Genomic DNA, 23,516 nt, shown 5'->3' with positions numbered 1-23,516 from the left:
CATCCTCATATTTTTTATAATTCAATTTTTTGAATTATCTAGATATTACTTCCGATTCACTATAGTCGAACGCAATTCTTGTGTACAAAATAGCCAACTCTTATTTATAAGGAAAATTTATATATAATTTTTGCATTAATTTATAATCAACCATTATCGTTTATGAATTTTATCATTTAAGTTATATTAATCTTGATAAATGAGTGAATTTTCAAATAAGATATTCAAGATAACGGATTACAATTACAACAATTTGCTCGGGGAATTTTTATGACTAAGAAATACAGTAAGTTCTTGCCTACATCAGAAGATTTTAATCTAGAACATTTTCCCTATTATTGGGTTACCCAAGTCCATGCTCAATATGTCCAAAACGTAGATCATGTATTAAAAAAATATGGTTTGGATAATTCTCGTCGTCGTATTTTATTGGCATTAAAGTCTAAACCCAATGCAAGCGTTTCAGATTTGTCTGAAATGGTAGTCTCTAAAATGTCGACCACCACCAAAATTGTTTATCGCTTAAAAGATGAAAAGTTAGTCGACACCTATTCATGTGAAGATGATGCACGAATTACGCGTGTTATTTTGACTGAAGAAGGCGAAAAAATGTTCTATAAAATTAATGATCTAACCAATGTGGTACTCGAACAATCCTTTGAAGGCTTAACGCCTTTGCAAATTGAAAAAATGATGGAATGTCTTAAGCATATTTTTAAAAACTTAGCCCATTAAAACCATTTATCATTCATCAAAAAAATTCAACTGTGGACTGGTTTTCTTCACTTTTAATTTAGGCACATGTGAACATTCAAAATCTGCCACAGGAAAACCTTCGACAAATGACTGTATATCTGGAGAGTTCCAGCTTAACCATTCATTTAAACGCTCATGAGGAATAATCATCACTGAGCGTTTAATATTTCCTGGTTCATGGAATTCTTTCATCATAGGATGATCAATCGCATCCATGGTAATCATGCTGCAAGAACGAATCACTTGATCATTTATTTTGCTTATTTCATACAATGCAGCAATAAAAAATGCCTGACCATCTTTTCGTCTAACGCCCCATCTTTGTGGTTTTTGATCTATATATTTAGATTCATAAAACTCGGTGACAGGAATGACACCAAATTGGTATTTCAACAACGCTTCACTAAAGCTCGGTTTTTGTGACAAAGTTTCATTGCGTGCATTATAGGTCTTAGTTGCAATCGTTGTATCTTTAGCCCATTTGGGTACCAAACCGAACATCACTTTACGCCACTCTAAACCCCGCGAAGATTGAAACAATAACGGTAACTCATAGCCTGGATAAACTTCTTCAGAATATTCAAACGGTATATTCGGAAAATTTAAATAACTCAATTGCTGAAGAGTAAGTGGTTTGAAATTTGCACACATAACAGTCATTTGGCCATGTATCAATTCTATTCAATTATAACTATAAATGATATTTCAAACCACAAATCAAACCTTACTACGTATCTAGATTAGGACTTTATCTTTGGTCGCGTCACCCAATGGGTACGACTAAACTCTTCTAAAATCCATTGCCCATTAAAACGCCCCAAGCCTGAGTTTTTCTCTCCCCCAAAAGGTGCATTGGCTTGATCTGCTACGGTAATTGCATTGATGTGTGTCATTCCCGCTTCAATTTTTAAAGCAAATTGCACCCCACGTTCATTATCTTGAGTACACACCGCACTTGATAGACCAAAACGCGTATCATTCGCAAGCTCTAGAGCATGGGCTTCATTTTGCGCCTTAATAACAGGTAAAATTGGCGCAAAACTTTCTTCTTGGGCCAAACTCGAACTTGGATCGACATCAATAAAAATATGCGGCGGTACTAAATTGCCTTTGATTTCCCCTTTAACGATTAGTTTTATACCCGCTTGCTCTGCAAGCTCGATGATTTTTTTAATTTTATCAACTTGGCTGCTATTAATAATCGGACCAATAAGGGTGGTTTCCTGTGCAGGGTCTCCAATTTCAATTGATCCAACACGCTGTACCAACTTTTCGACAAAACGATCATAAATATTCGCATCAACAATGACACGATTGGTACTCATACAAATTTGCCCCTGATGGAGAAAACGTCCCATTACAGTTAACTCTACAGCCAAATCTAGATCTGCATCATCTAAAACCACCAACGGTGCATTTCCACCGAGTTCTAAAGCAAGCCGTTTTAAATTATTACTGGCAATAGCCAGTTGTCCTACTCGTTTGCCGACTTCTGTTGATCCAGTAAATGAAATAAGTTTAGGAACGTCGTGTTCGACAAAATAATCACCTATTTCACTGCCGACGCCTGCAACAACATTTAAAACACCGGAGGGTAAGCCTGCCTCCTCAAAGATTTTTGCTAATAATAAACCTCCTGTTACAGGTGTATCACTTGCTGGCTTCAAAACCACTGTATTTCCAATTGCAATCGCGGTGATCACTGAACGCATACTTAAATGAAATGGAAAATTCCAAGGACTAATCACGGCAATCACACCTAAGGCTTTACGGTAGACCCAGCTGCTTCTTTCTGAATCTAAGGATTTAAGCTTGCTGTCCATCATACGCTGAGGAAAAGTTGCTGCCTCCTGAATGATACTTAAGGCTGCATCTACTTCAAGCGAAGCCTTTAATCGTGTACTTCCCGATTCTTGAATTAACCAGTCAATGATTTCCTCACGTCGTGTCTTCACCACTTCTGCCACATTTACAACCAGTTTTTTTCTCTGTTCTGCTGCTGTGCTTGACCATGACAAGAAACTTTTTTGTGCTGCTGCGTAAGCACTTTCTACATCAATGATACTGGCTGCGTGAAGTTCTAAAATAATTTCTTGATGATAAGGATTGATATTTTCTATGACATGGGTTGATGTTCCTTTTAGCCATTGTCCCGCTATGTATTGTTCATCATTTATTTTATAAGCAATCATACTCAGACTCTTTTTTTTGACTTAAGAATGAATGTAGGAGGTATTGTATAAAAGCGCCAGTACAAAATACTTTTAGTAACCTTAAGACAATAAAAAAACCTCCGAAGAGGTTTTTTTATTTACATGCGATGTTTAATCACCTGTATAACCTTTAAGTTTTAAACGTGCTGCATGCAATAATGGCTCTGTATAACCCGATGGCTGTTCCCCACCTTTAAAGATCAAGTCAGATGCAGCTTGGAATGCGATACCATCAAAGTTTGGACCCATAGCTGTATATTCTGGATCATTTGCATTTTGCTGATCCACAATAGCAGCCATACGTTTCATGACTTCTTCAACTTGCGCGTGGGTTACAATACCGTGACGTAACCAGTTCGCTACATGTTGTGAAGAAATACGCAATGTTGCACGGTCTTCCATTAAACCCACATTGTTAATATCAAGAACTTTAGAACAACCTACGCCTAAATCAACCCAACGAACTACATAGCCCAAAATACCTTGACAGTTATTTTCAAGTTCTTTGGTTTTTTCGTCTTCAGACCAATTGGTGTCTTTTGCTAAAGGTGGCGTTAACAAATCATCTAATGGTAATGCTTCAGTCGCCAATAATTCTTTTTGGCGGCTTGCAACATTAATTTGATGATAATGAATCGCGTGAATGACCGCACCCGCTGGTGATGGAACCCATGCACAGCTTGCACCAGCATCTGGATGTTCCGTTTTAGTTTTATACATATCCAGCAACATATCTGGTTTAGGCCACATTCCTTTACCAATTTGTGCTTTACCACGTAAACCTGCTTTCAAGCCCACCATTACATTTCGGTTTTCATACGCTGGGAACCAGATTTGTCCTTTCACTTCGCCTTTACGTACGAACGGACCTGCTTCCATAAAGGTATGAATTTCATCACCAGTACGATCCATGAAGCCTGTATTGATGAAAATCGTACGGTCTTTCGCTTGTGCAATACAGTTTTTCAAGTTTACAGATGTACGACGCTCTTCATCCATAATCCCGATTTTTAAAGTTTTTGCAGGTAAACCTAATGCTTGCTCAGAGCGTTCAAACAATTCAACAGCAAATGCAACTTCTTCTGGACCATGCATTTTTGGCTTAACGATATACATAGAACCTTTGCGAGAGTTCTTAATTTCGTTTTGCCCTTTAATGTCAGCAAAAGAAAGTAATGGTGTAACCAATGCATCCATAATGCCTTCATAAATTTCCGCACCATCGACAAGGATGGCAGGATTAGTCATCAAGTGACCCACATTACGAAGAAGCATTAATGAACGACCATGAATAATCGTTTCACCACCAATCAAGTTCTTATGCGTACGGTCTTTATTTAAACTACGAGTAACAGTTTTACCGTTTTTCTCGATTGATTCTTCTAAAGTACCTTTCATTAGGCCTAACCAGTTACGGTAGCCTTCAACTTTTTCTTCAGCATCAACAGCTGCAATTGAATCTTCTAAATCTTGAATAGTCGTTACAGCAGCTTCAAGTACTAAATCTTTAACACCTGCCGCATCTGTTTGACCAATTGGGCTAGTGGCATCAATTTCAATAATGACATGTAAGCCATTATTTTTGAATACGATTTCAGTCGGTGCAGCAGCTTCACCGTTATAACCTACAAATTGAGCTTCGTGAGCTAAAGTAGTTTGAGTCGCATCTTTTAAAGTCACGACAAGCTTGTTGTGATCTACCGTATATTCGGTTGCATCTGCATGTGAACCTTGCGCCAATGGAAAGTTTTCATTTAGGAAGTTTTTCGCAAATGCAATGACTTTATCACCACGAACTGCGTTATAGCCCTTACCTTTTTCAGCACCATCTTCTTCAGAGATGACATCAAAACCGTAAAGTGCATCGTACAAAGAACCCCAACGCGCATTAGCGGCATTTAAGCAATAACGTGCATTACGTACAGGTACGACAAGTTGTGGACCAGCCAATAATGCAATTTCTTCGTCTACATTTTCTGTGCTGATTTGAAAATCTTCTACTTCAGGTAATAAGTAGCCAATTTCTTTAAGAAAAGCTTTATAAGCTTCTAATTCAAATTTATTATTACGATGCCATTCATCAATTTTAGCCTGAAGATCATCACGCTTAGCTAAAAGCGCCTTATTCTTAGGACTAAGATCAACAACCACTTGCTCGAAGTTTTTCCAGTATGTTTCGCTGTCTATACCAGAACCTGGTAATGCTTCATTTTCGATAAAATCGTAAAGTTCTTTAGCAATCGCTAACTTGCCTTTTTGAATACGTGCAGTCATTGTCTATCCTGATATTGCTACTTTTTATAACAAGAGATTCTAGTATACCGATTTAAATCTAACTGAATAGTACTATCACAATGCTAAATAATGATCATTTTCTATAAAACAATATACTCATTATTGAATAAAAATATACTTTATTTATATACTGTTATTATTCACCTAGAGATTTAATTTATAGTGTATGAAATTTTGAGCATACAAAAATTAGACCTAAGTACCAGCTTCTACCTTTAAATCAGTCTCAAAGCATATTTTTTCAGAATAAAATATTAAATATTGCACTCAAAACTGATATGAATATTGAGAATATAAACTTCATAGTTAAAAAAAGCGCCAAATAATGGCGCTTAATCTTTATTTCATCGTCTGTATTTTTAATTTACTTCAGAGTCAATTTTCTGAATTTGCTTATGTGCTGCATTTAAGTATTCATCAGATTGCATTTCAAGTAAACGTGAACGGGTGCGTTCAATTTCAAAGGCCATTTTTTCACCTTGATAAATCTCAATAATGGAGTCTTCAGAGGTTAATAATAACTTTACACCACGATCATAAAACTCATCGACCAAATAAATAAAACGACGTGCGCCTTCAGACAAGTAATCAGTCAAATGTGGAACATTACTAACCAATACGGTGTTATAAATATTTGCGATTTCAATAAAGTCTGCGGGACTACGAGGCTTTAAACACAATTCTGAAAATTCACACCACAAAACATCTTCTGTATGACCTATGGTTTCTACAATACGATTATTAATAATAATGGGCTCTTGTGAAATCGTTTGTGTTCGTGTGAGCGCACTAAAACGTTGTGCAATCCAATTTTTATGATCGTGAGTCAATGGAGTCTTAAATAATTGTGCCTGTTTTAGTACTCGTAAACGATAATCTACGCCAGCATCCACATTTAAAACGACACAATTTTTCTTCACCATTTCAATGGTAGGAATAAAGCGATCACGATGAATACCGTTTTTATAAAGACCATCTGGTGCAATATTTGAAGTAGCAATCAGCGTAACGCCACGCTGAAACAATTTTTGGAATAATTCGCTTAAAATCATCGCATCTGTAACGTTTGAAACAAAAAATTCATCAAAACAGATAATAACAGCTTGTTGATAAATTTGATCTGCAACCAAATCAAGTGGATTACGCTGACCAGATAATTTATTTAATTCACGATGCACATGTTGCATAAAATGATGAAAATGCATCCGCATTTTACGTCGAAAAGGAATAGATTCAAAAAATTGATCCATTAACCATGTTTTACCACGCCCTACGCCACCCCACATATACACGCCCTTAGGCGAGGTTTGGCGACGGAAACGACGGAATGTTTTTTTCGATGCTTTAAAACGTTGTACCAATTCCTGCCAAACCCGATCTAATTCATGAACAGCTTGCGCCTGCGCATCATCCGGCATGAATTGACCAGAAGCGATCGCTTGAGCATAACGTTCTGCTGGTGACAAAGGAGTAAAGGCGGTGCTGTGTTTAGAATTTAAATCAGACATATCATTGAATACTATTTTAGGCTATTTAAATTATAGCGAAGATTAAGATGAAATATATAACACTTTGGCATTAAAAAACTTAGGCTATTTAAGTGCGGGCTTGACCATATTCGTGGCTTTTTTTTACAAACACACTTCATGACAAAATCTAATGAAAATAACATTTCAATTTTTACTATAAATTTGGTTGTTTGCACATTGCGGAAACTATCAATATTTCTTTGAGCCCATTCTGTTGAATTTTGGCTTATTTACTCAATTTTTTTAAGTATTGTGATAAAAAATTAGACCAAAGAGTTTAATTAAAATCTATTCATATCACTCAAAAATCAAGACTAGTCGTTAAAATATTAAAGAAGAATGAGCATATAATTTTCCTCATAACCAATGACATTAAAATAATGGACTAAAAAATTATAGATTGAACAAAATCTTGATAAGTTATATACAGCTTAAAAGTTAATTTGTCATAATAAACCCGTATTTTCAACTCTTGTCTGTTCTGTATGTCATCATTTTGGCTCATTACCCAACTCTTGCTCTGTTTATGTGTTGGTTTTATTTTTGCGCATAAAATCCCAAAAAAATTAGTTCGTTTTGCATTTCAAGTTCTACCTTATTTTACTTATATTTTACTCATTGCCATTGCCTTTGAATTCTCAGAAAATTTACATCAGATCGAAAGACCCATTCAGATTTTATCAACCTCATTCATACTTTCCCTCGTCACATCAGTCGGTGCTTTTTTGTGTTGCTACATTCTATTTAAAAGTATTGGCCATCAACCTGCGCATGGGAAAGTTTCGACTGCTTTGTTACTTAAATCGCTCTTAAATATTAGTTACGCCTTTATTGCATTAGTTTTAGGCTACGGTCTGGCTGAATTAGTGCATTATTTTAATTTAAATCTCTCAATCAGTACTTGGAATTTATTGCTCATTTTCATGCTTTTTATTGGCTTAGATTTAGCGTATTCCCCACTTGATCGTTCATGGCTCAATTGGAAAATTATGCTTGTTCCCTTGGGGTGTATTATTGGATCATTAGCAGGTGCACTTTTAAGTTCATTCATTATTAAAGATGTAAATTTAAAAGACTTAATTATGTTGTCACAAGGTTATGGCTTTTATTCTATGAGTGGCATTGTAGTTACGGAGTTGAAAAATGCGGAGTTGGGCAGTATTGCGCTAATGAATGACTTATTCCGAGAAGTTATTGCAATTCTCTTAATGTATAGTATCGGATGGCGTTATCCACGTTCTGCTATTTCTGCTGCAGCCGCAACGGCAATGGATGTTACTTTACCCATGGTCAAACAAGCTTGCGGTAATGACTTTATTCCTCATGCCATGGTGAGTGGTTTTATATTGTCTATACTTGCACCAATTGCAATCAGTATTTTGGCTGCATTTTAATATGTTTAGCATCCAAGTTAATGGCTTTGAAAGCTTAAAATAGAAGTCTTATATATAAAAAGCTGACCTAAGTCAGCTTTTTGATAACCAAAAATTAAAGACTTGCCAAAATATCACGTAAAGTTTGATTTGGATTTTTTGATTGTGTAATAGGACGACCAATCACTAAATGTGTAGCACCATCTTGCATAGCTTGTTGCGGTGTAACAATTCGTTTTTGATCATCCGCATTTGAGCCCACTGGGCGAATGCCCGGTGTAACTAAAGAAAATTCAGGCGATAGCACTTCACGCAACATTTTTGCTTCTTGTGCAGAACACACTATTCCGTCTAGCCCACTTTGTTCAGTCAACTGAGCAAGACGTCTAACCTGCTCGAAAGGCTCAATATCTAAACCAATATCTTTTAAATCTTCACGACCCATTGAAGTCAACACAGTGACCGCAATCAATTGAGTTGGGTAATTACCTGCCTTTAATCTCTCTACACAGGTTTCCATCATTTTCCGCCCTCCCGATGCATGCACATTCACCATCCACACACCTAAGTCTGCCGCAGCACAAACCGCCTGTGCAGTGGTGTTGGGAATATCATGAAATTTAAGATCTAGAAAAACTTCAAAGCCTTTATCGTGCAATACTTTTACAACGGAAGGCCCTGCATGAGTAAAAAGCTCTTTACCTACTTTTACACGACAGAGTGATGGATCAAGTTGATCTGTAATTGTTAAGGCGTCATATTGGCTTTTAGCATCTAAGGCAACAATGATACTCAAGAGTCTATTTCCATCACTTAAAAAGAAGTTAGATTATAAAGTGGTTTATTGAAAACTGTAACTTTATTCAAGTTTTAAAAATTTAATTTTAATTATTCAATGTCTCAGTACCTTTCAAAGATTTTTATCATAAAAAAAGCCTGCTATCAACAAATTGAATAGCAGGCTTGAATCATTCAAATGCTTATAAAGGAAAAGAACCCTTATCTTCAGGATGAATATCTAAAACCGTTTTTTCATGACGATTATGCGCAGCGGCTTCTGTCGCAGCCAATTGAGCAGATTGAATCTGTTCTTTACGGAGGTATTCAATGTCTTTACGTAATCGTTTAATTTCCCAGTTCTTTTGAAAGACTCGAAAAATTTGTACACCTAACAATAAGCCCAATACCAGCCCTAAAGCTAATGTTAATAACAGCAACAAACCTAAACGCATTGCAGGAACTTGGGTGAATAACATATCTACAGTAACTTCAGTTCCATTTTGTAGAACCAAAGCCAACGAATAGCCAAACAGTACAATTAATAAAGCGACCAATACATAACGCATAGAACACCCCTATTTAGAATTTTTTTATTCACTAGCAGAATCATTTACTGCATCACGCAATGCTTTACCTGGCTTAAAATGTGGTACTGCTTTTGCTGCTACCTCAACAGATTTACCTGTTTTCGGGTTACGACCCACACGTGGATCACGATGATGTAAAGCAAAACTACCAAAACCACGAATCTCTATACGATTATCAGACGACAATGCAGCTATCATTTGATCAATCATAATTTTAACCGCTTCCTCAACTAAAGGTTCTGCCAAGTGCGGGTTTTTAAGAGAAATTCGCTCTATTAAGTCAGACTTATTCAGTGCTTCCGTAGTCATCTGAGACCTCTTTAATTATCAAGCTATTATATAGATGATCCGATAATAACCTGTTTAAATACAAAACGGTAGCGTAATAAGTTAATACTACGCTACCGTTTACAGTATTTGTGTAAAAAGTATCAGTTAACTTACATTAACAATACTTTTAACCGCCTACTTAGTGGTTCATTTGAGCTTTGATCAAATCACCAATGGTTTTAGGACCATTTTCTGTAGAAGTAGTTGCTGTTTTTAAGTTAGCAACTGCTTCTTTTTCTTCAGCTTCGTCTTTCGCTTTGATAGACAAGTTGATAGAACGAGATTTACGATCTACGTTGATGATTTTAGCTTCAACTTCTTGACCAACTTCAAGGAACTTAGTTGCATCTTCAACGCGATCGCGATTGATTTCAGATGCTTTAAGTGTCGCTTCAACTTCGTCAGCTAACTTAATTGTTGCGCCTTTAGCATCAACTGCAGTTACAGTACCTTTAACAAGCGCACCACGTTCGTTCGTTGCCAAGAAATCATTGAACGGGTCATTGTTCATTTGTTTGATACCAAGGCTAATACGATTGCCTTCAGCATCTACAGACAAGATAACCGCTTCAACAGTGTCACCCTTCTTGTAACGACGAATAGCTTCTTCGCCTTGTTCATTCCAAGAAATATCAGACAGGTGAACTAAACCATCAATGCCGCCCGGTAAACCAATGAAGATACCAAAGTCAGTGATAGATTTGATCGTACCAGAAACTTTTTCGCCTTTGTCATGGTCTTTAGCAAACTCTTCCCATGGATTAGCACGAGTTTGTTTGATACCCAAAGAAATACGACGACGTTCTTCATCAACTTCAAGAACCATAACATCAACTTCATCACCAATCTGAACAACTTTAGATGGGTGGATGTTTTTGTTTGTGTGATCCATTTCTGAAACGTGTACTAAACCTTCAACGCCTTCAGCAATTTCAGCGAAACAACCATAATCAGTCAGGTTAGTTACGCGTGCCTTAACGATTGAACCTTTAGGGTAACGGTTCATGATCGCTAACCATGGATCTTCACCTAATTGCTTAAGACCTAAAGATACACGATTACGTTCACGGTCAAATTTAAGTACTTTAACAGTAACTTCTTGACCCACTTCAACAACTTCTGAAGGATGCTTGATACGTTTCCAAGCCATGTCAGTGATGTGAAGAAGACCATCAATACCGCCAAGATCAACGAATGCGCCATAATCAGTAAGGTTCTTAATCGTACCTGTAACTGTTTGACCTTCTTCAAGCTGAGCAAGTAGTGCTTCACGGTCAGCTGAAGATTCAGCTTCCATAACAGCACGACGAGATACAACAACGTTATTACGCTTAGCATCAAGTTTGATTACTTTAAACTCTAACTCTTTACCTTCAAGGTGAGTTGTATCACGGATAGGACGAGTGTCTACCAAAGAACCTGGTAAGAACGCACGTACTGGACCGATGTCTACAGTGAAACCGCCTTTAACTTTACCAGAAATAACGCCAGTAACGATTTCGCCATCTTCAAAGATTTTTTCAAGCTTAGTCCAAGTTTCAGCACGTTTCGCTTTTTCACGTGATAAAACTGTTTGACCCATACCGTTGTCAAGTGCTTCAACAACAACATCAACAGTATCGCCAATTTGAACTTCAAGTTCACGTTGGTCGTTTAAGAATTCAGCGCGGTCAACAATACCTTCTGATTTAAGGCCAGTGTCAACTGTTACCCAGTCAGAATCGATGTTTACAACAACGCCTTGGATGACAGCACCCTTTTCAACGTTGAAATTTAATTCGCTTTCTTCAAAGAGGGCTGCAAAAGATTCGGTCATGATATACCTGATATGTCAGCGGTCTTGGATCAGACAAGGCCGGTTTAATTAAGCTTCCACATAGTCCGTAATAAACTGATCTAGCTATGCTTTAGCTGAAAATTCTTTAATTCATTAATTGCTGGTCAACAAATGTAGTCATTAACTTAAACACTTGATTGATGTTCAATTCTGAACTATCAATGATGTAAGCATCAGTTGCTGGCTTGAGTGGCGCGACTGCTCGCTCCATATCTCGTTTGTCTCTAGCTTGTATATTAGCTAAAATATCCTTTATTTTAACATCTAGCCCCATACCCTGCAACTGCTTTAAACGTCGCTCGGCTCGAGACTCAGCAGATGCAGTTAAGTAAATTTTGGCTTGCGCTTCTGGAAAAATAGTAGTTGCCATATCTCGTCCATCTGCTACCAATCCAGGTGCTTGTACAAATGCACGTTGTCGATCAAAAAGTGCCTGCCTAAGCTCTGGAATTACAGCAACTTTTGAAGCAAACTCTCCAACACGCTCTGTGCGAATAGTTTGAGTAACATCTTGCTTATCAAGCCAAACCTCAGTTCCAACATCACTTGTAACAAATTTTATATCTAATTTTTTTGCAATTTCAGTACATAAGTCAAGTTTTGAATCCAAACAATCCAATAAATTCTGTTGATGTAATGACAAGCCTAAAAGACGATATAGCGCGCCAGAATCTAATAAATGAAACTGATAATATGCTGCCAATTTAGCAGCAAGCGTACCCTTTCCTGAACCACTTGGGCCATCAATTGTAATAATATTTACTGTCATTGCTGTTCCGCCATTACTTATACAGTCTTTGCGAGTTTTGAAAAGCCAAGTTTAATCGCAGATTTTAACTGTGCAAGGATTATTTGACTAACAAAAGGTGCACGTGCTTGTAATTCAATTGTATAAGTGACTAAAGTTTTATTCTCATTTATTGCATCAAACTCAATAATCCCCAAATGATGTTTGATTAAAGGATTTTTAATAATCTGATATTCAATTCTTTGATTAACGTCCATACGTGTAATTTGTTCTTGCAAAGGTTTAACAGGGCCAAACCCCATGCGACGAACTGACCCCACACCATCAGGACGCTCAGGATCTGTAGAATCTTTAACTCTTTCAACCTGAATCGGTGCAAAGGCAATATTATAAGTGGCATGTTTAGATAACAAATTAAATATTTGCTCAATCGGTGCATTAAATTCTTTTCTAACCTGAATAGACTTCATGGTTTAATCCAACTCTTATTTGACAATGATTATTGTCATTGTATTTTACATATATTAGATCAATGATTCTGATCATTTAAGGACTTTTCTTGTAATTTATTTATTTTTTTTTGCTCACGGCGCATCTTAAAAAAATCACTCAACTGTTGAGAACACTGTTTATTCAAGCACCCGCCAGAAAAATCAAACTGATGATTGTAATAACCTGTTTCTAATAACTTTCTTGCACTGACCAATGAACCTGCTTTAGTTTCAGTCGCGCCAAACACAACCCGACTAATACGTGCATGAATTAAAGCCCCAACACACATAGTACAAGGCTCTAAAGTCACATATAAAATAGAATCTTCGGGGAGTCGATAATTATTGAGGTGATTGCACGCTTGACGTAGCGCCTGTACTTCCGCATGAGCCGTTGGATCATTCAATGATATGGGCGCATTATAACCTGCGCCAATAATCTTATTTTGACTGACAATCACCGCCCCGACAGGGATTTCTTGTTTCGAGGCGGCAATGCCCGCTTGCTGATAAGCAAACTGCATCCATTCCTCATCTGACAATGGTGTTTCAACGGTCATACTGAACTAATTACACCATAATGCTTTAAAAGATTATTCCAACTTTCAATTTTAGTCACAGGCGGGTAATCAGACAAAATCGACTTTAACGAAAAATCTGCACCTTTTTTCCATTCTGGAGACAAATCTTTGTCGACCAAACGAGCCCGTACACCTTCGACAAAATCGGGGTGACGAATCTTCCAGTCTGAAATTTGAATTTCAAGTTCAAAGATTTCATTCCAAGAATGTACTTGCTTGCCCCACTGCCATAGCAACCAAGTTAAAGCAGCAGTAGTCGGTGAACCTTTTTGCAAATTTTCACTTGCTTGACGCAACCAGTCACTACGCGCATCACTTAAACCAATGATTGATTCATAATCATGCTCAAAGTTTACACCTCGACAAACACTATGAATCACATCCAAAGAGTTTTGCAAAGGACCTGGGCCTACAGGGCGATGCATACCATTCAATGTGTCATCAATTGCGCGAAAATCTCCTGCTGGATAGTGACCCCAATCAATATTGAGCACTTTTTGTAAGACATTATCGCGTTGTGCATCACAAATATGAGTCGCCCAACCAATACCGTAGGCACCTGCCGCAGTCATAATCGAGCCTGTAAGTCCTGTAAATAGGCCAATTGCACCCCGATCTGCTAAGAAACGTGTAGCACCTACATCGGGATAAAGCCCAATATTAATTTCTGGCATAGCTAAGCGTGAATATGGAGTCACCAAACGGAAAGGTGCTGCCATGAATAGGCCTAATCCGCCCCCCATGACATAACCTTCGCCCCATACCAATACAGGTTTAGCATAGTTATGTAAGAGCAAGTCTAAAGCATATTCTTGTTCAAAGAATTTGTTTGCAGTTTCCACTTCATCATTAATCACCAATTGACGAAGTTTACGCACATCTCCACCCGCACAAAATGCTTTTGGAGTGGTTGAATCCAACCAAATCGCTTTTACTGCATCATCGAGGTGGAAATCTTGAAACACATCTAAAAGTGCCGTAACAATTGATTCATCTAATGCGTGTAAAGATTTTGGCCGATTAAGACGAACAATGCGCCAGCCATTTTTTGCTTCTTCAACAATAAGATCGGGATGATAACTTTTTAATTCAGGAGATTGTGTCATGCGTCCAGCTGCCAGTTTATAGGCTCAATGCCATTTTGTTTCAGATAATTATTTGTTTTTGAAAATACTTTACATCCAAAAAAACCACCACGATTTGCAGCAAGTGGTGAAGGATGTGCAGCTTTTAGAATCAAATGCTTATTTGGATCGATTCGTTGTCCTTTTCGTTGTGCATATGCTCCCCAAAGGATAAACACAATATGTTCACACTGCTCATTTAACACATCAATCACATGATCGGTAAAATCTTCCCAACCCTGTTTTTGATGTGAAGTTGGCTGACCTGCTTCAACAGTCAATACACTATTCAGTAGTAACACGCCTTGTGTCGCCCAATCTGTTAAATTTCCGTGTTTTGAAATAGGAATATTCAGATCAGTATTTAATTCATGAAAAATATTACGCAATGAAGGCGGTAACGCAAGCCCTTTTTGCACTGAAAAACTTAAACCATGTGCCTGATTTGGACCATGATAAGGGTCTTGCCCAATAATCACGACTTTAACATGGCTTAAAGGCGTTGTATTAAGCGCATTAAAAATAAGTGAACTGGGCGGATAAATCAATTTATCGGCATTTTTTTCTGCCACCAAAAACTGCTTTAATTCTTCCATTTTCGTGCTAAGCAAAAACTCACTTAACGCACTTTTCCAACTTGCATCTAACTGAATTTTATCAAGTTGAGACTGCTGTTGTTCCGTAAAAGCCATACTTGCTTCCTAATCCTTTTTAAACATAACCAAGATAGACTCACTTCAAACAGGAACTTGAAGATCTACACTTGGATTTTGGAATTTTATTCCTTGTTTTAATTTTTCATACATAGCTGGATCTAACCATTCTGCTTGGACTTGCTCAGAAAATATAATTTGCTCTAGCTTTAATAGCCCCATTTGCTCATTTTCAATATCTTCAATAAAGCTTTGCGCATAGCCTGTATCCGTTTCATGTACGATAACAGAATAGACCTCAACATCACCTTCCCCATTTTGAGTAATGGTAGAAACTAATATTTGCTGAGCTAAATAGAAGAAAATTCTTGAAAACTGTTCCGCAGACGGCGAAACAGGTAAAGATACCCAACGAGCACTAAATTTTTTGCAGGCCTCAATATAATCAGCATCATCTTGTTGCCAAAAACAAATTGCATGATCAAAGCTGTCAAAAATATCTTTGATCAGTCCTTTTAACAGGCCAAAATCGTAAACCATTTGTCCATGATCTAATTTTGAAGCCTTAAGCAGCAATTCAACTTTATAGCTATGACCATGAATCGAGCGCTTACAACGATCAGATGTGCAGTTACGCACAATATGAGCATTTTCAAACTTAAATAACTTACGAATTAACATATGTCGTAATGCAATCAGAAATCTGTGAATTAATTTTGATTATAAAGCAAAACTGAAAGGCTGCGCATTAATTTTACTGTTCAATACAATTGATAAAATTTAAACAATAAAAGTAGGTGCTATCATTTTAGCGTCATCAGGTAAATACAATTAGAATGGTGCCATACTTCGGTAAGCAACATAAACTGTCTTATCTTTACGGACCAAGTCACTACTGAACTGTCGTTTTCGCTCACTTAATATGACTTCAATACGTGCCTTAAAATAATTGGATTGGACACCTAAAAGATCATTTAATTCAGTACGAACTTCATTACTGACTTGTGCAAAAGGCTCAATGGCCCAAAGTTCACTGACATTGGAAAAATATTGTAAATTGGCTTGTCGCTGCTGTATGACGTGTTGAACTGCATTCACTTCTAACTTAGGGTCTAAACTTGCCAACAACACAGCAGAAGCTGTATTGATATTCAGTTTACTGTCTGTATTAGGTACGGTGGTGACATAATCGGCAATTTGTAAATATTTTTCGCCTTCAAATCCTCGAACTAACTTAAGTTCTTCGACATGATGAAATTTGGTATTTGCAGGTAAATAACTTGGCGATAGTCCTTGATAGTAATTTGCTTCCGCGCCCATCCCCCCGATAGTTTGGTCATCTGGATCTTGCCAATCAATCACAGCTTCACTTAATTTTTCTTGTAATCCTACCCGTAACAATAATTTTTCAAACCAAATTTTGGCAGGCAAATTAGGGGTTCCATCAGCATTGACCAAACTATTTAAATTAAATTTTCCAGACTCATCTTGTATAGTGCCCGATACAAAACCATCTTCCACTGGAAAAGCAGGCATTGGTTTGGCCCAATTTTCTTGTAAATGATCTATATCTGCTGCATTTTCTGCATCATCGACCAAAAGTTCAGAGAAAAAAGCTTCCGCACTTTTAGCGTACATTAATGACTGATTTTGACGCATTAAATAAGCTGTATTTTCAGCCGTATTGGCTTGGCGTTTTACAATCGTTGCAGCAAGAATGGTTGCCAATGCCACCATGACTAAAATTGTGATTAAGGCAATTCCACGTTGCTGCTTCATGTATCTCTCTTTAATTTTGCTTTAGTTCACGATTTGTTTAATTATTCTGGCGCTGTTCTAGATAATCTGTATTCAATAAACTAAAGATCCATTCATATTCAACATCTCTCACTTTCAGCTTAATCTTAATTCCTTTGGGTAACTTCTGCTTCTGTACATGATCAGTTAAATTTTCTGCTGATTCTGGCCATGCAGTGCTTTCATTTGGATTTAACACCACAACCTCAAACTGATCTACATCCCTCAGCAATACGCTGGATTCAGGCTGATCACGACCACTTCGATTAAGATAACGATATTTTAAACGATAAACTTTTTTTTCATCGGCACGATATTGATATTCTACTCGCTCATCGGGGGAAATCCCTTGCTGCAAAGGATCGGTTACCCCTGTTTTACTAAAGCTGAATGTACTATTTTGCAACACTAAAGCAGGCTGAATTTCACTATTTATATTCGCAGTTAAAGGCACTGTTTGCACGGTATCACGTAAAACTTGCTGATAAGCTTCTTGTAATTGACCTAAATTTATTTCATGTTCAGCATTACGATCTTTTACTTTAATCAAATAATCAAAAACTTTCCATCCTAATGCCGAAAGCACTGCAAAAATCGCAATTGCCACCAACAACTCAACCAAGGTAAAACCTGAACGAGGATGAATTAAACAACGCTTTTTTTGTGTACAAGATCGACAATTATGCTGTGTTTGTGACATTTTATTTTTTTTATTTTTTAACTGCATTACACTTTAGCCTTGTAGTTAAAAAAAACTAGATGTGTAATTCCTGCTTGCACTTTTCCTGAGTCTGCATTCAATAAGCTCACTTGTACTTCTATACGCTGTACATTTGGACTAATGGTGGATTGCGCAGATTTATCAATTTGCCACATTTCTCCCTGCTGTGTGCTTTGTTCTGATTGTGTTCCTTGTAACCATTCTTGATTGATTTCCATATTCGCCACTTCATTTAAAGCGACAAATTGTGCTTTGGTCCGTAAAATTGCATTTGCAGTGGCTTGAGTATATTGCATTGCCACTTTTGTCAGAGCAATTGCGGCAGTGGCAAAAATAGCCAACGCCACCATGACTTCAAGTAGAGTAAATCCTAAAGTACGACGAGATCTAAGCATGCGAGACTGTTTAAAGCGATGAGAGCATGAATTTTGCCCATTGTCATGAGTTGAATATTGTTTCGCAACCAAGCAAGGCAGAAAATTCGCTCTAGAGTATTTAGCTTGCATTTATTTTGCCTAAATAATCAATCTCTATTTCTTCTCCAATGGGCCGCTGTTCAAAATAAAACTGTATTCGCACAGGTTTTGCTTCCCCATTACCAAACCACATTAATTTAGGTGCATTGGCTTGAATCAAATCTTGATTGTTGGCATTTTCGTATTGTCGGTCAATCGCTTGAATATTGAATGAAACCTGATCGGGTAAAGTACGCATCTTAAATCCAGTATAGTTTTGCCACTTTTGATTATCAGCGATTGTTGGCATCTGATCGTTTTGACGGATAGAAGTAATATACTCATTCACACCATAACGAAATGGTGCTACATCGGTTGCAGGGAGTAGATTCAACGCAAAAATACGCGCTTGATCATTTGATTCACGATTTAATCGTGTTAAATCCATAAGAAAGACTTCACGCGCCTGCATGGCTTTTCGTTGATCGACACCACCGATATTACTTAAAACCAAAGACGCCATGAGTGCCATAATGACAATCACCACCATCAATTCGATAAGTGTAAAACCCTGATTTGATGATGGTCTCATGTGCTTCATTGCATACCTTTACAGCATTGATTGTGCAAAACTGATTTGCTTAGGCAGTGCCAATGCCTGATCGATATAAGCGACACGTAAAGTATCTCTTGAACCCATATAACGCTGATAAAAACTTGAATTCAATATGGCTGCGGCACCATGCGTTAAAGCCCAAATAGAGGCCAAATAGTCACGCACGGACATAATACTTTCAAGAGAGTCTAAATAACTTTCAGTCATACGAATAATAATACGTAAACGCTGCTTTCTAATTTGATAGAGTTCATTGAATAAATGATGAATACCCACACCAGTGGTCGATAAACGCTCTTCGATTTGATGAAAAAGCACTGTACGCTCTGGATGATGCAGATGATGCAACATAAAAAAAGCCAAATGTTCTGGAAATGCTTTGTCTGAATCTTTGATCATTTCGAGCAACATTTTTTCATTGCGAATAATTAAAAGAATATACAGCTCATCTTTACTTTGAAAGTGCTTATACAACGTTCCTTTTGCCAGATCGAGTTCCGCTGCTAACGCATCAAGCGTCATGCCCGATTCGCCATTTTCTAATAATAGTTGCTCTGCAACTTGAAAAATTAATGCTTCTCTTGCTCGAAACTGAGCCTGTCGATCCATCTTCACGCTATGACTCTCTTCTACACTTGTATCAATTCAAACTATTTATTTTAAATTAAGGAGATTTTCAAAATTTTGCATGGTGATCGCTGCAATTTCCTCAACAGACTTATCATATACATGGCTTAAGGCTTTTGCTACATAAGGAACGTATTTTGGTTCATTGGCTTTACCTCTATAGGGCATAGGTGCCAAGTATGGACTATCCGTTTCAATTAATAGCCGATCAAGTGGAACTTGCTTGGCGACATCGCGTAAATCTTGCGCATTTTTAAAAGAAACAATACCGGAAAAGGAAACGTAATAACCGCAATCGAGTACCGCTTTAGCCGTTTCCCAATCTTCAGTAAAACAATGCAAAATACCATGCGTAGATTTTTCAGCACGAATGATATCTACAGTGTCATGTTTGGCTGAGCGAGTGTGAACTACCACTGGTTTTTTCACGGTTTGAGACGCATGAATATGACGGACAAAACAATCTTTTTGCTCTGCAATAAAATCCGTGCTGTGAAAATAATCTAAACCTGTTTCACCAATTGCCCATACTTTTTCACTTCGGGCTAATTCCACCAAATAATCCGTGCTTGCACGTGCCATAACATCAGGATCTTCACAGGGATGCACACCAACGCTGTATCCCACATCGGCATGCCGTGCTGCAATTTCAGCTAATGCAATATGATCATCCAAATTCACCGAAATACTCATAAATTTAGACACACCCGCTTGACGTGCCTGTGCCAAAGCTAAATCTAGATTGCCATTATAAGGCGTTAAATCCAACATGGTTAAATGGCAATGCGTATCTACAAACACGGTGAAATCCTAAAAGTAATGAAAGCTTACATAGTGTAACTAGTTCGCCCTTCAGACTTAATACCTGCAAGTAACTTTTCAGCTTCTGATTTGTAATAAACACCTTTCTCACCAGAAAGTTGCATTCCAAAACCTTGTAATTTAATGCCGTTCTGTTTTTGTGAGATCCAGATCACTTTTCCTGTTAAAGGAATTTTTTGTGATTGATCGGGTAAAGTCGCCAACACAAAAACTTCCTCACCCATTTTAACAGGTTGTTTTGTCGGAACAAATAAACCACCGCCTACAACATAAGGCATGTAACTGGCATATAAAGTATCTCGATCTGGAATATTGGCCTGAATAATACCGCCCATACGTGGTTGCATGTTATTCCCTTTTTTAATTTAAATATTCATTAGTTTTATACACAATTGATCAAGTACCAAATTGGTTTGCACATTTTGCTCAATAAACTGTTTTGATTGTTGCAAGTCTGAATAAACCTGAAATAAAAATGCCAGCGAATAGTGCTCTGCCAATTCACCAAAATCCAAATCGGTATTTTTAACTTGTTGATTGAGCTTGACACAAATTAAATCGGACAACAAGTATTCAAACATTTGCGCAAAATCACTAAAACTTAAGTTTTTATTCCATTTCGTCGCAATTGCCATAGGCATATTTTTTTGTATCACTAATTTTTGCCAATCCATCAAAAATTCTTGTCTTTTTTGCAACCATTCCGCATTAGCCAATTTAAGAGCTTGTAGCGGCATATGATTCGATAAATTGAGCAATAGTTGTTTTTGTATGGGATCTAAATCAGACAAATTTTGATTCAAATATTCATCTGCCTGTGCGTCCGAAATACGATCTAAAGCATAATGTTGTAAACGGCTACGAATGGTGGCAGGCAATTTCAAATAATGTTCGGCCAACAAAATAATCATCGTCCGATCACCTGGCTCTTCTAAGGTTTTTAATAAAGCATTTGCAGAGGCAATATTGAGCGCTTCTGCAGGTTCAATCACAATCACTCGCCAACCATCTACTGTTTGCTGTACAAATGGCAATAAATCACGGATTTTTTCAATCTTAATTTTAGCATTTTGCTTTTTATTTTCTTCATCTGTACTGATATAAACGTAGTTGGGATGCGTGTCGGATTTGAGCCATAAACAACTATTACATTCACCGCAAGGTACATTTTTAACATGCCGATTCAGACACAAAACCCATGCCAAAAAATATTGAGAAAATGCTTCCTTCCCACATCCTTTTTTGCCATAAAAAAGTAAACCATGCCCTATTTCTGGAAAACGCCCTGTTAAGGTATTCCAAATGGTTTGCTGCCAGGGATAAACTTGAGCCAGACGCTCATTTTGCATTGTATTCGCATCATTTTGCATGGCATTTAAACCCAACTTGAACCCATATTTTATTCAAAGTGAGAAATATCCATGTGATTTAGACGATCTAAATCAGCTTGAGTATCTACACCGGGTGGTAAATTTGCCTCAGCGATGGCAATGGCAATACGATGACCATTTTCAAGAACACGTAATTGCTCTAAACTTTCAAGCCGCTCCAACATCCCCATATCCCAAGATACATATTCTTGTAGTAAATTGACTCGATACGCATATAAACCCAAATGTCGGTAAGCTTGAGTATGTAATTGCTGAACAGCCTCTTTTGCTCCATCGCGATCATACGGAATGGTGGCACGACTGAAATAGAGTGCTTGGTTGTATTTTGACATCACCACTTTTACAATACTGTCACGCTCAAACTCAGCTAAGCTCTCAATCGGCTCACATAAAGTCGACATAGATGCTTCAGGTTGAGACTCTAAAAGTTGTGCTACTTGTTGCACCAATTGTGCAGGCAATAAAGGTTCATCTCCCTGCACATTGACAATAATATCTTCACTTGCCCAACCTTTTAATCGCGCAACTTCACTCAAGCGATCTGTACCAGAAGGATGATCTGCACTGGTCAACACAACATCGACACCCTCAGCGCGGCAGACCTCAGCAATACGCTCATTATCTGTAGCCACACATAAATCGTCAAAATCCAGCACTTTTCTGGCTTGATCCACGACTCGTAAAATCATAGGACGCCCATGAATCTCAAGCAAGGGCTTACCTGGTAAACGTGAACTTGCAAAACGCGCAGGAATAACAATATGTTTCATAAGCCATAAACCTTAAGGAATTTGAATACCCAGTTGTTGTAATTGATGATGCAAAACATCATAACACTGTGCTGAAAGCTTAGCCTCGACTGGTACCACCCAAACCTCCCGCTTGAAATTTGAATGTTGTTTTAATAAGGGTAAAATTTTAACCGCATCTTTTTCTGTGGTAATGATTGGATAATCATCTTCAAACTCAAGATCATGAATTTCATACTCATAATGATCTGGAAACTCGTGACACTGAAATGGATGAATACCTATTGAAGCTAAAGTTTGATAAAAACGCTGCGGAAAACCAATTCCAACCACTGCATAGAAATGATGTTCAGGATGAAAAGGTTTACTTCCAACTGCATTTAACAAATAAGGTAAAGCCACTTCTAAATGCATATTCAAAGCTGAGGTAGGTTCTGCTGCATGCTCAATCACTGTACCTGTCGTTAAACGGCTGGAAGGTTCTCGTAAATATCCTTCTGGTAATAATTTCTGATTACCTAAGCCTCGATTTTGATCTAAGACAATCCATTCAATTTGTCGTGCAAGTGCCAAGTGCTGCAAGCCATCGTCACTGATAATTAAATCTAAACAATGTCGAGATAGTAAGCTTTCAATGCTGTGCTGACGATTTGACCCTACCACCATAGGCACCCCTGTAGATTGAACAATTAAACAGGGCTCATCTCCAACTACTTCAGGCTCAGATTCTAAATTAACGTAGGCTGGGAAAGGTCCACTCCCTCCATATCCACGACTAATGACACCTACTCGAATATTTAGACTGTGTAAATGATTGACTAAATGAATTAATAATGGTGTTTTACCACTTCCACCCACAGTAATATTACCAATCACCATCACAGGGACAGGTGCTTGATAACTTGACTTAATCCCAACTTGATACATTTTTTTATTAAGTAAAAAACCACTACGATAAAGCCATGACAAAGGTCGCAGCACAATTAACCATTTTGCTTGTTTATTCCAGGCATCTTGAATGAATTGTGCAAATGACATAAA

General features: G+C 37.5%; 26 protein-coding genes. 2 read left to right on the top strand and 24 right to left on the bottom strand.

Features of this window, described 5'->3' with window-relative positions; translation table 11 throughout:
* Positions 1-270: 270 nt before the first annotated feature.
* Positions 271-735: a MarR family winged helix-turn-helix transcriptional regulator gene (locus GA0116959_RS05015; RefSeq protein ID WP_092718972.1), complete on the top strand. Its 465-nt coding sequence runs from the start codon at positions 271-273 to the stop codon at positions 733-735.
* A 9-nt stretch (positions 736-744) separates the two neighbouring features.
* On the opposite strand, the gene GA0116959_RS05010 is transcribed toward GA0116959_RS05015, so the two are convergent.
* From GA0116959_RS05010 to zapE, 4 genes are all read right to left on the bottom strand, one after another.
* Complete coding sequence (locus GA0116959_RS05010) at positions 745-1,407, bottom strand: SOS response-associated peptidase (RefSeq protein WP_092719288.1); 663 nt, start codon at positions 1,405-1,407, stop codon at positions 745-747.
* An 89-nt stretch (positions 1,408-1,496) separates the two neighbouring features.
* Positions 1,497-2,948 (bottom strand): aldehyde dehydrogenase family protein, encoded by a 1,452-nt coding sequence (locus tag GA0116959_RS05005; RefSeq protein ID WP_092718968.1) that lies wholly within the window; start codon positions 2,946-2,948, stop codon positions 1,497-1,499.
* Positions 2,949-3,080: 132 nt separating this feature from the next.
* The gene (locus GA0116959_RS05000; protein ID WP_092718966.1) at positions 3,081-5,243 is read right to left on the bottom strand and encodes a malate synthase G; all 2,163 of its coding nucleotides are present in this window, start codon (positions 5,241-5,243) and stop codon (positions 3,081-3,083) included.
* 380 nt (positions 5,244-5,623) lie between these two features.
* Positions 5,624-6,772 (bottom strand): cell division protein ZapE, encoded by a 1,149-nt coding sequence (zapE, locus tag GA0116959_RS04995; RefSeq protein ID WP_092718960.1) that lies wholly within the window; start codon positions 6,770-6,772, stop codon positions 5,624-5,626.
* A 506-nt stretch (positions 6,773-7,278) separates the two neighbouring features.
* Between zapE and GA0116959_RS04990 the strand changes: the two genes are divergently transcribed.
* Positions 7,279-8,187 carry a LysO family transporter gene (locus GA0116959_RS04990; protein ID WP_092718957.1) on the top strand — a complete coding sequence of 303 codons (909 nt, stop codon included), beginning with the start codon at positions 7,279-7,281 and terminating at the stop codon, positions 8,185-8,187.
* A 94-nt stretch (positions 8,188-8,281) separates the two neighbouring features.
* On the opposite strand, the gene pyrF is transcribed toward GA0116959_RS04990, so the two are convergent.
* The 20 genes from pyrF to lpxK all read right to left on the bottom strand — a co-directional run bounded on the left by pyrF (position 8,282) and on the right by lpxK (position 23,513).
* Positions 8,282-8,962 (bottom strand): orotidine-5'-phosphate decarboxylase, encoded by a 681-nt coding sequence (gene pyrF / locus GA0116959_RS04985; RefSeq protein WP_092718955.1) that lies wholly within the window; start codon positions 8,960-8,962, stop codon positions 8,282-8,284.
* A gap of 184 nt (positions 8,963-9,146) precedes the next feature.
* Entirely contained in the window at positions 9,147-9,512 is a 366-nt protein-coding gene (locus GA0116959_RS04980; protein ID WP_053578062.1) for a lipopolysaccharide assembly protein LapA domain-containing protein, read from the bottom strand.
* Positions 9,513-9,536: 24 nt separating this feature from the next.
* A complete protein-coding gene (locus tag GA0116959_RS04975; RefSeq protein ID WP_092718950.1) occupies positions 9,537-9,842 on the bottom strand; it encodes an integration host factor subunit beta in 306 nt (101 codons plus the stop codon).
* A gap of 160 nt (positions 9,843-10,002) precedes the next feature.
* Entirely contained in the window at positions 10,003-11,679 is a 1,677-nt protein-coding gene (gene rpsA / locus GA0116959_RS04970) for a 30S ribosomal protein S1 (RefSeq protein WP_053578064.1), read from the bottom strand.
* A gap of 106 nt (positions 11,680-11,785) precedes the next feature.
* Positions 11,786-12,469, bottom strand: a complete 684-nt coding sequence (gene cmk, locus GA0116959_RS04965; protein WP_092718948.1) for a (d)CMP kinase — start codon at positions 12,467-12,469, stop codon at positions 11,786-11,788.
* 17 nt (positions 12,470-12,486) lie between these two features.
* Positions 12,487-12,918 (bottom strand): SRPBCC family protein, encoded by a 432-nt coding sequence (locus tag GA0116959_RS04960; RefSeq protein WP_092718945.1) that lies wholly within the window; start codon positions 12,916-12,918, stop codon positions 12,487-12,489.
* Positions 12,919-12,977: 59 nt separating this feature from the next.
* Complete coding sequence (gene tadA, locus GA0116959_RS04955; RefSeq protein ID WP_092718942.1) at positions 12,978-13,499, bottom strand: tRNA adenosine(34) deaminase TadA; 522 nt, start codon at positions 13,497-13,499, stop codon at positions 12,978-12,980.
* Positions 13,496-14,626, bottom strand: a complete 1,131-nt coding sequence (locus GA0116959_RS04950; protein WP_092718940.1) for an enoyl-CoA hydratase/isomerase family protein — start codon at positions 14,624-14,626, stop codon at positions 13,496-13,498. Before GA0116959_RS04950 ends, tadA begins: the two co-directional genes overlap by 4 nt.
* Positions 14,623-15,336, bottom strand: a complete 714-nt coding sequence (ung, locus tag GA0116959_RS04945; protein ID WP_092718937.1) for a uracil-DNA glycosylase — start codon at positions 15,334-15,336, stop codon at positions 14,623-14,625. Before ung ends, GA0116959_RS04950 begins: the two co-directional genes overlap by 4 nt.
* Positions 15,337-15,381: 45 nt before the next feature.
* Complete coding sequence (locus GA0116959_RS04940; protein ID WP_053578070.1) at positions 15,382-15,978, bottom strand: 6-pyruvoyl trahydropterin synthase family protein; 597 nt, start codon at positions 15,976-15,978, stop codon at positions 15,382-15,384.
* 150 nt (positions 15,979-16,128) lie between these two features.
* Entirely contained in the window at positions 16,129-17,076 is a 948-nt protein-coding gene (gene gspK / locus GA0116959_RS04935) for a type II secretion system minor pseudopilin GspK (protein ID WP_092718934.1), read from the bottom strand.
* 37 nt (positions 17,077-17,113) lie between these two features.
* The gene (gene gspJ, locus GA0116959_RS04930) at positions 17,114-17,740 is read right to left on the bottom strand and encodes a type II secretion system minor pseudopilin GspJ (RefSeq protein ID WP_244878567.1); all 627 of its coding nucleotides are present in this window, start codon (positions 17,738-17,740) and stop codon (positions 17,114-17,116) included.
* An 80-nt stretch (positions 17,741-17,820) separates the two neighbouring features.
* Positions 17,821-18,210: a type II secretion system minor pseudopilin GspI gene (gene gspI, locus GA0116959_RS04925; protein ID WP_092719285.1), complete on the bottom strand. Its 390-nt coding sequence runs from the start codon at positions 18,208-18,210 to the stop codon at positions 17,821-17,823.
* Positions 18,211-18,310: 100 nt separating this feature from the next.
* The gene (locus GA0116959_RS04920) at positions 18,311-18,871 is read right to left on the bottom strand and encodes a prepilin-type N-terminal cleavage/methylation domain-containing protein (protein WP_092718929.1); all 561 of its coding nucleotides are present in this window, start codon (positions 18,869-18,871) and stop codon (positions 18,311-18,313) included.
* A 9-nt stretch (positions 18,872-18,880) separates the two neighbouring features.
* A complete protein-coding gene (locus tag GA0116959_RS04915) occupies positions 18,881-19,495 on the bottom strand; it encodes a TetR/AcrR family transcriptional regulator (protein ID WP_092718927.1) in 615 nt (204 codons plus the stop codon).
* 45 nt (positions 19,496-19,540) lie between these two features.
* The gene (locus tag GA0116959_RS04910; RefSeq protein ID WP_092718924.1) at positions 19,541-20,314 is read right to left on the bottom strand and encodes a TatD family hydrolase; all 774 of its coding nucleotides are present in this window, start codon (positions 20,312-20,314) and stop codon (positions 19,541-19,543) included.
* Between the two features lie 26 nt (positions 20,315-20,340).
* A complete protein-coding gene (locus tag GA0116959_RS04905; RefSeq protein ID WP_092718922.1) occupies positions 20,341-20,682 on the bottom strand; it encodes a PilZ domain-containing protein in 342 nt (113 codons plus the stop codon).
* A gap of 18 nt (positions 20,683-20,700) precedes the next feature.
* On the bottom strand, positions 20,701-21,684 hold the full coding sequence (locus tag GA0116959_RS04900; RefSeq protein WP_092719282.1) for a DNA polymerase III subunit delta': 984 nt from the start codon (positions 21,682-21,684) through the stop codon (positions 20,701-20,703).
* 50 nt (positions 21,685-21,734) lie between these two features.
* The gene (gene kdsB / locus GA0116959_RS04895) at positions 21,735-22,496 is read right to left on the bottom strand and encodes a 3-deoxy-manno-octulosonate cytidylyltransferase (protein WP_092718920.1); all 762 of its coding nucleotides are present in this window, start codon (positions 22,494-22,496) and stop codon (positions 21,735-21,737) included.
* 12 nt (positions 22,497-22,508) lie between these two features.
* Positions 22,509-23,513, bottom strand: a complete 1,005-nt coding sequence (gene lpxK / locus GA0116959_RS04890; RefSeq protein ID WP_092718917.1) for a tetraacyldisaccharide 4'-kinase — start codon at positions 23,511-23,513, stop codon at positions 22,509-22,511.
* Positions 23,514-23,516 lie beyond the last annotated feature (3 nt).

Source organism: Acinetobacter albensis (assembly GCF_900095025.1).
GTDB classification, from domain to species: domain Bacteria; phylum Pseudomonadota; class Gammaproteobacteria; order Pseudomonadales; family Moraxellaceae; genus Acinetobacter; species Acinetobacter albensis.
This window is presented reverse-complemented; position numbering and strand designations above follow the sequence as displayed.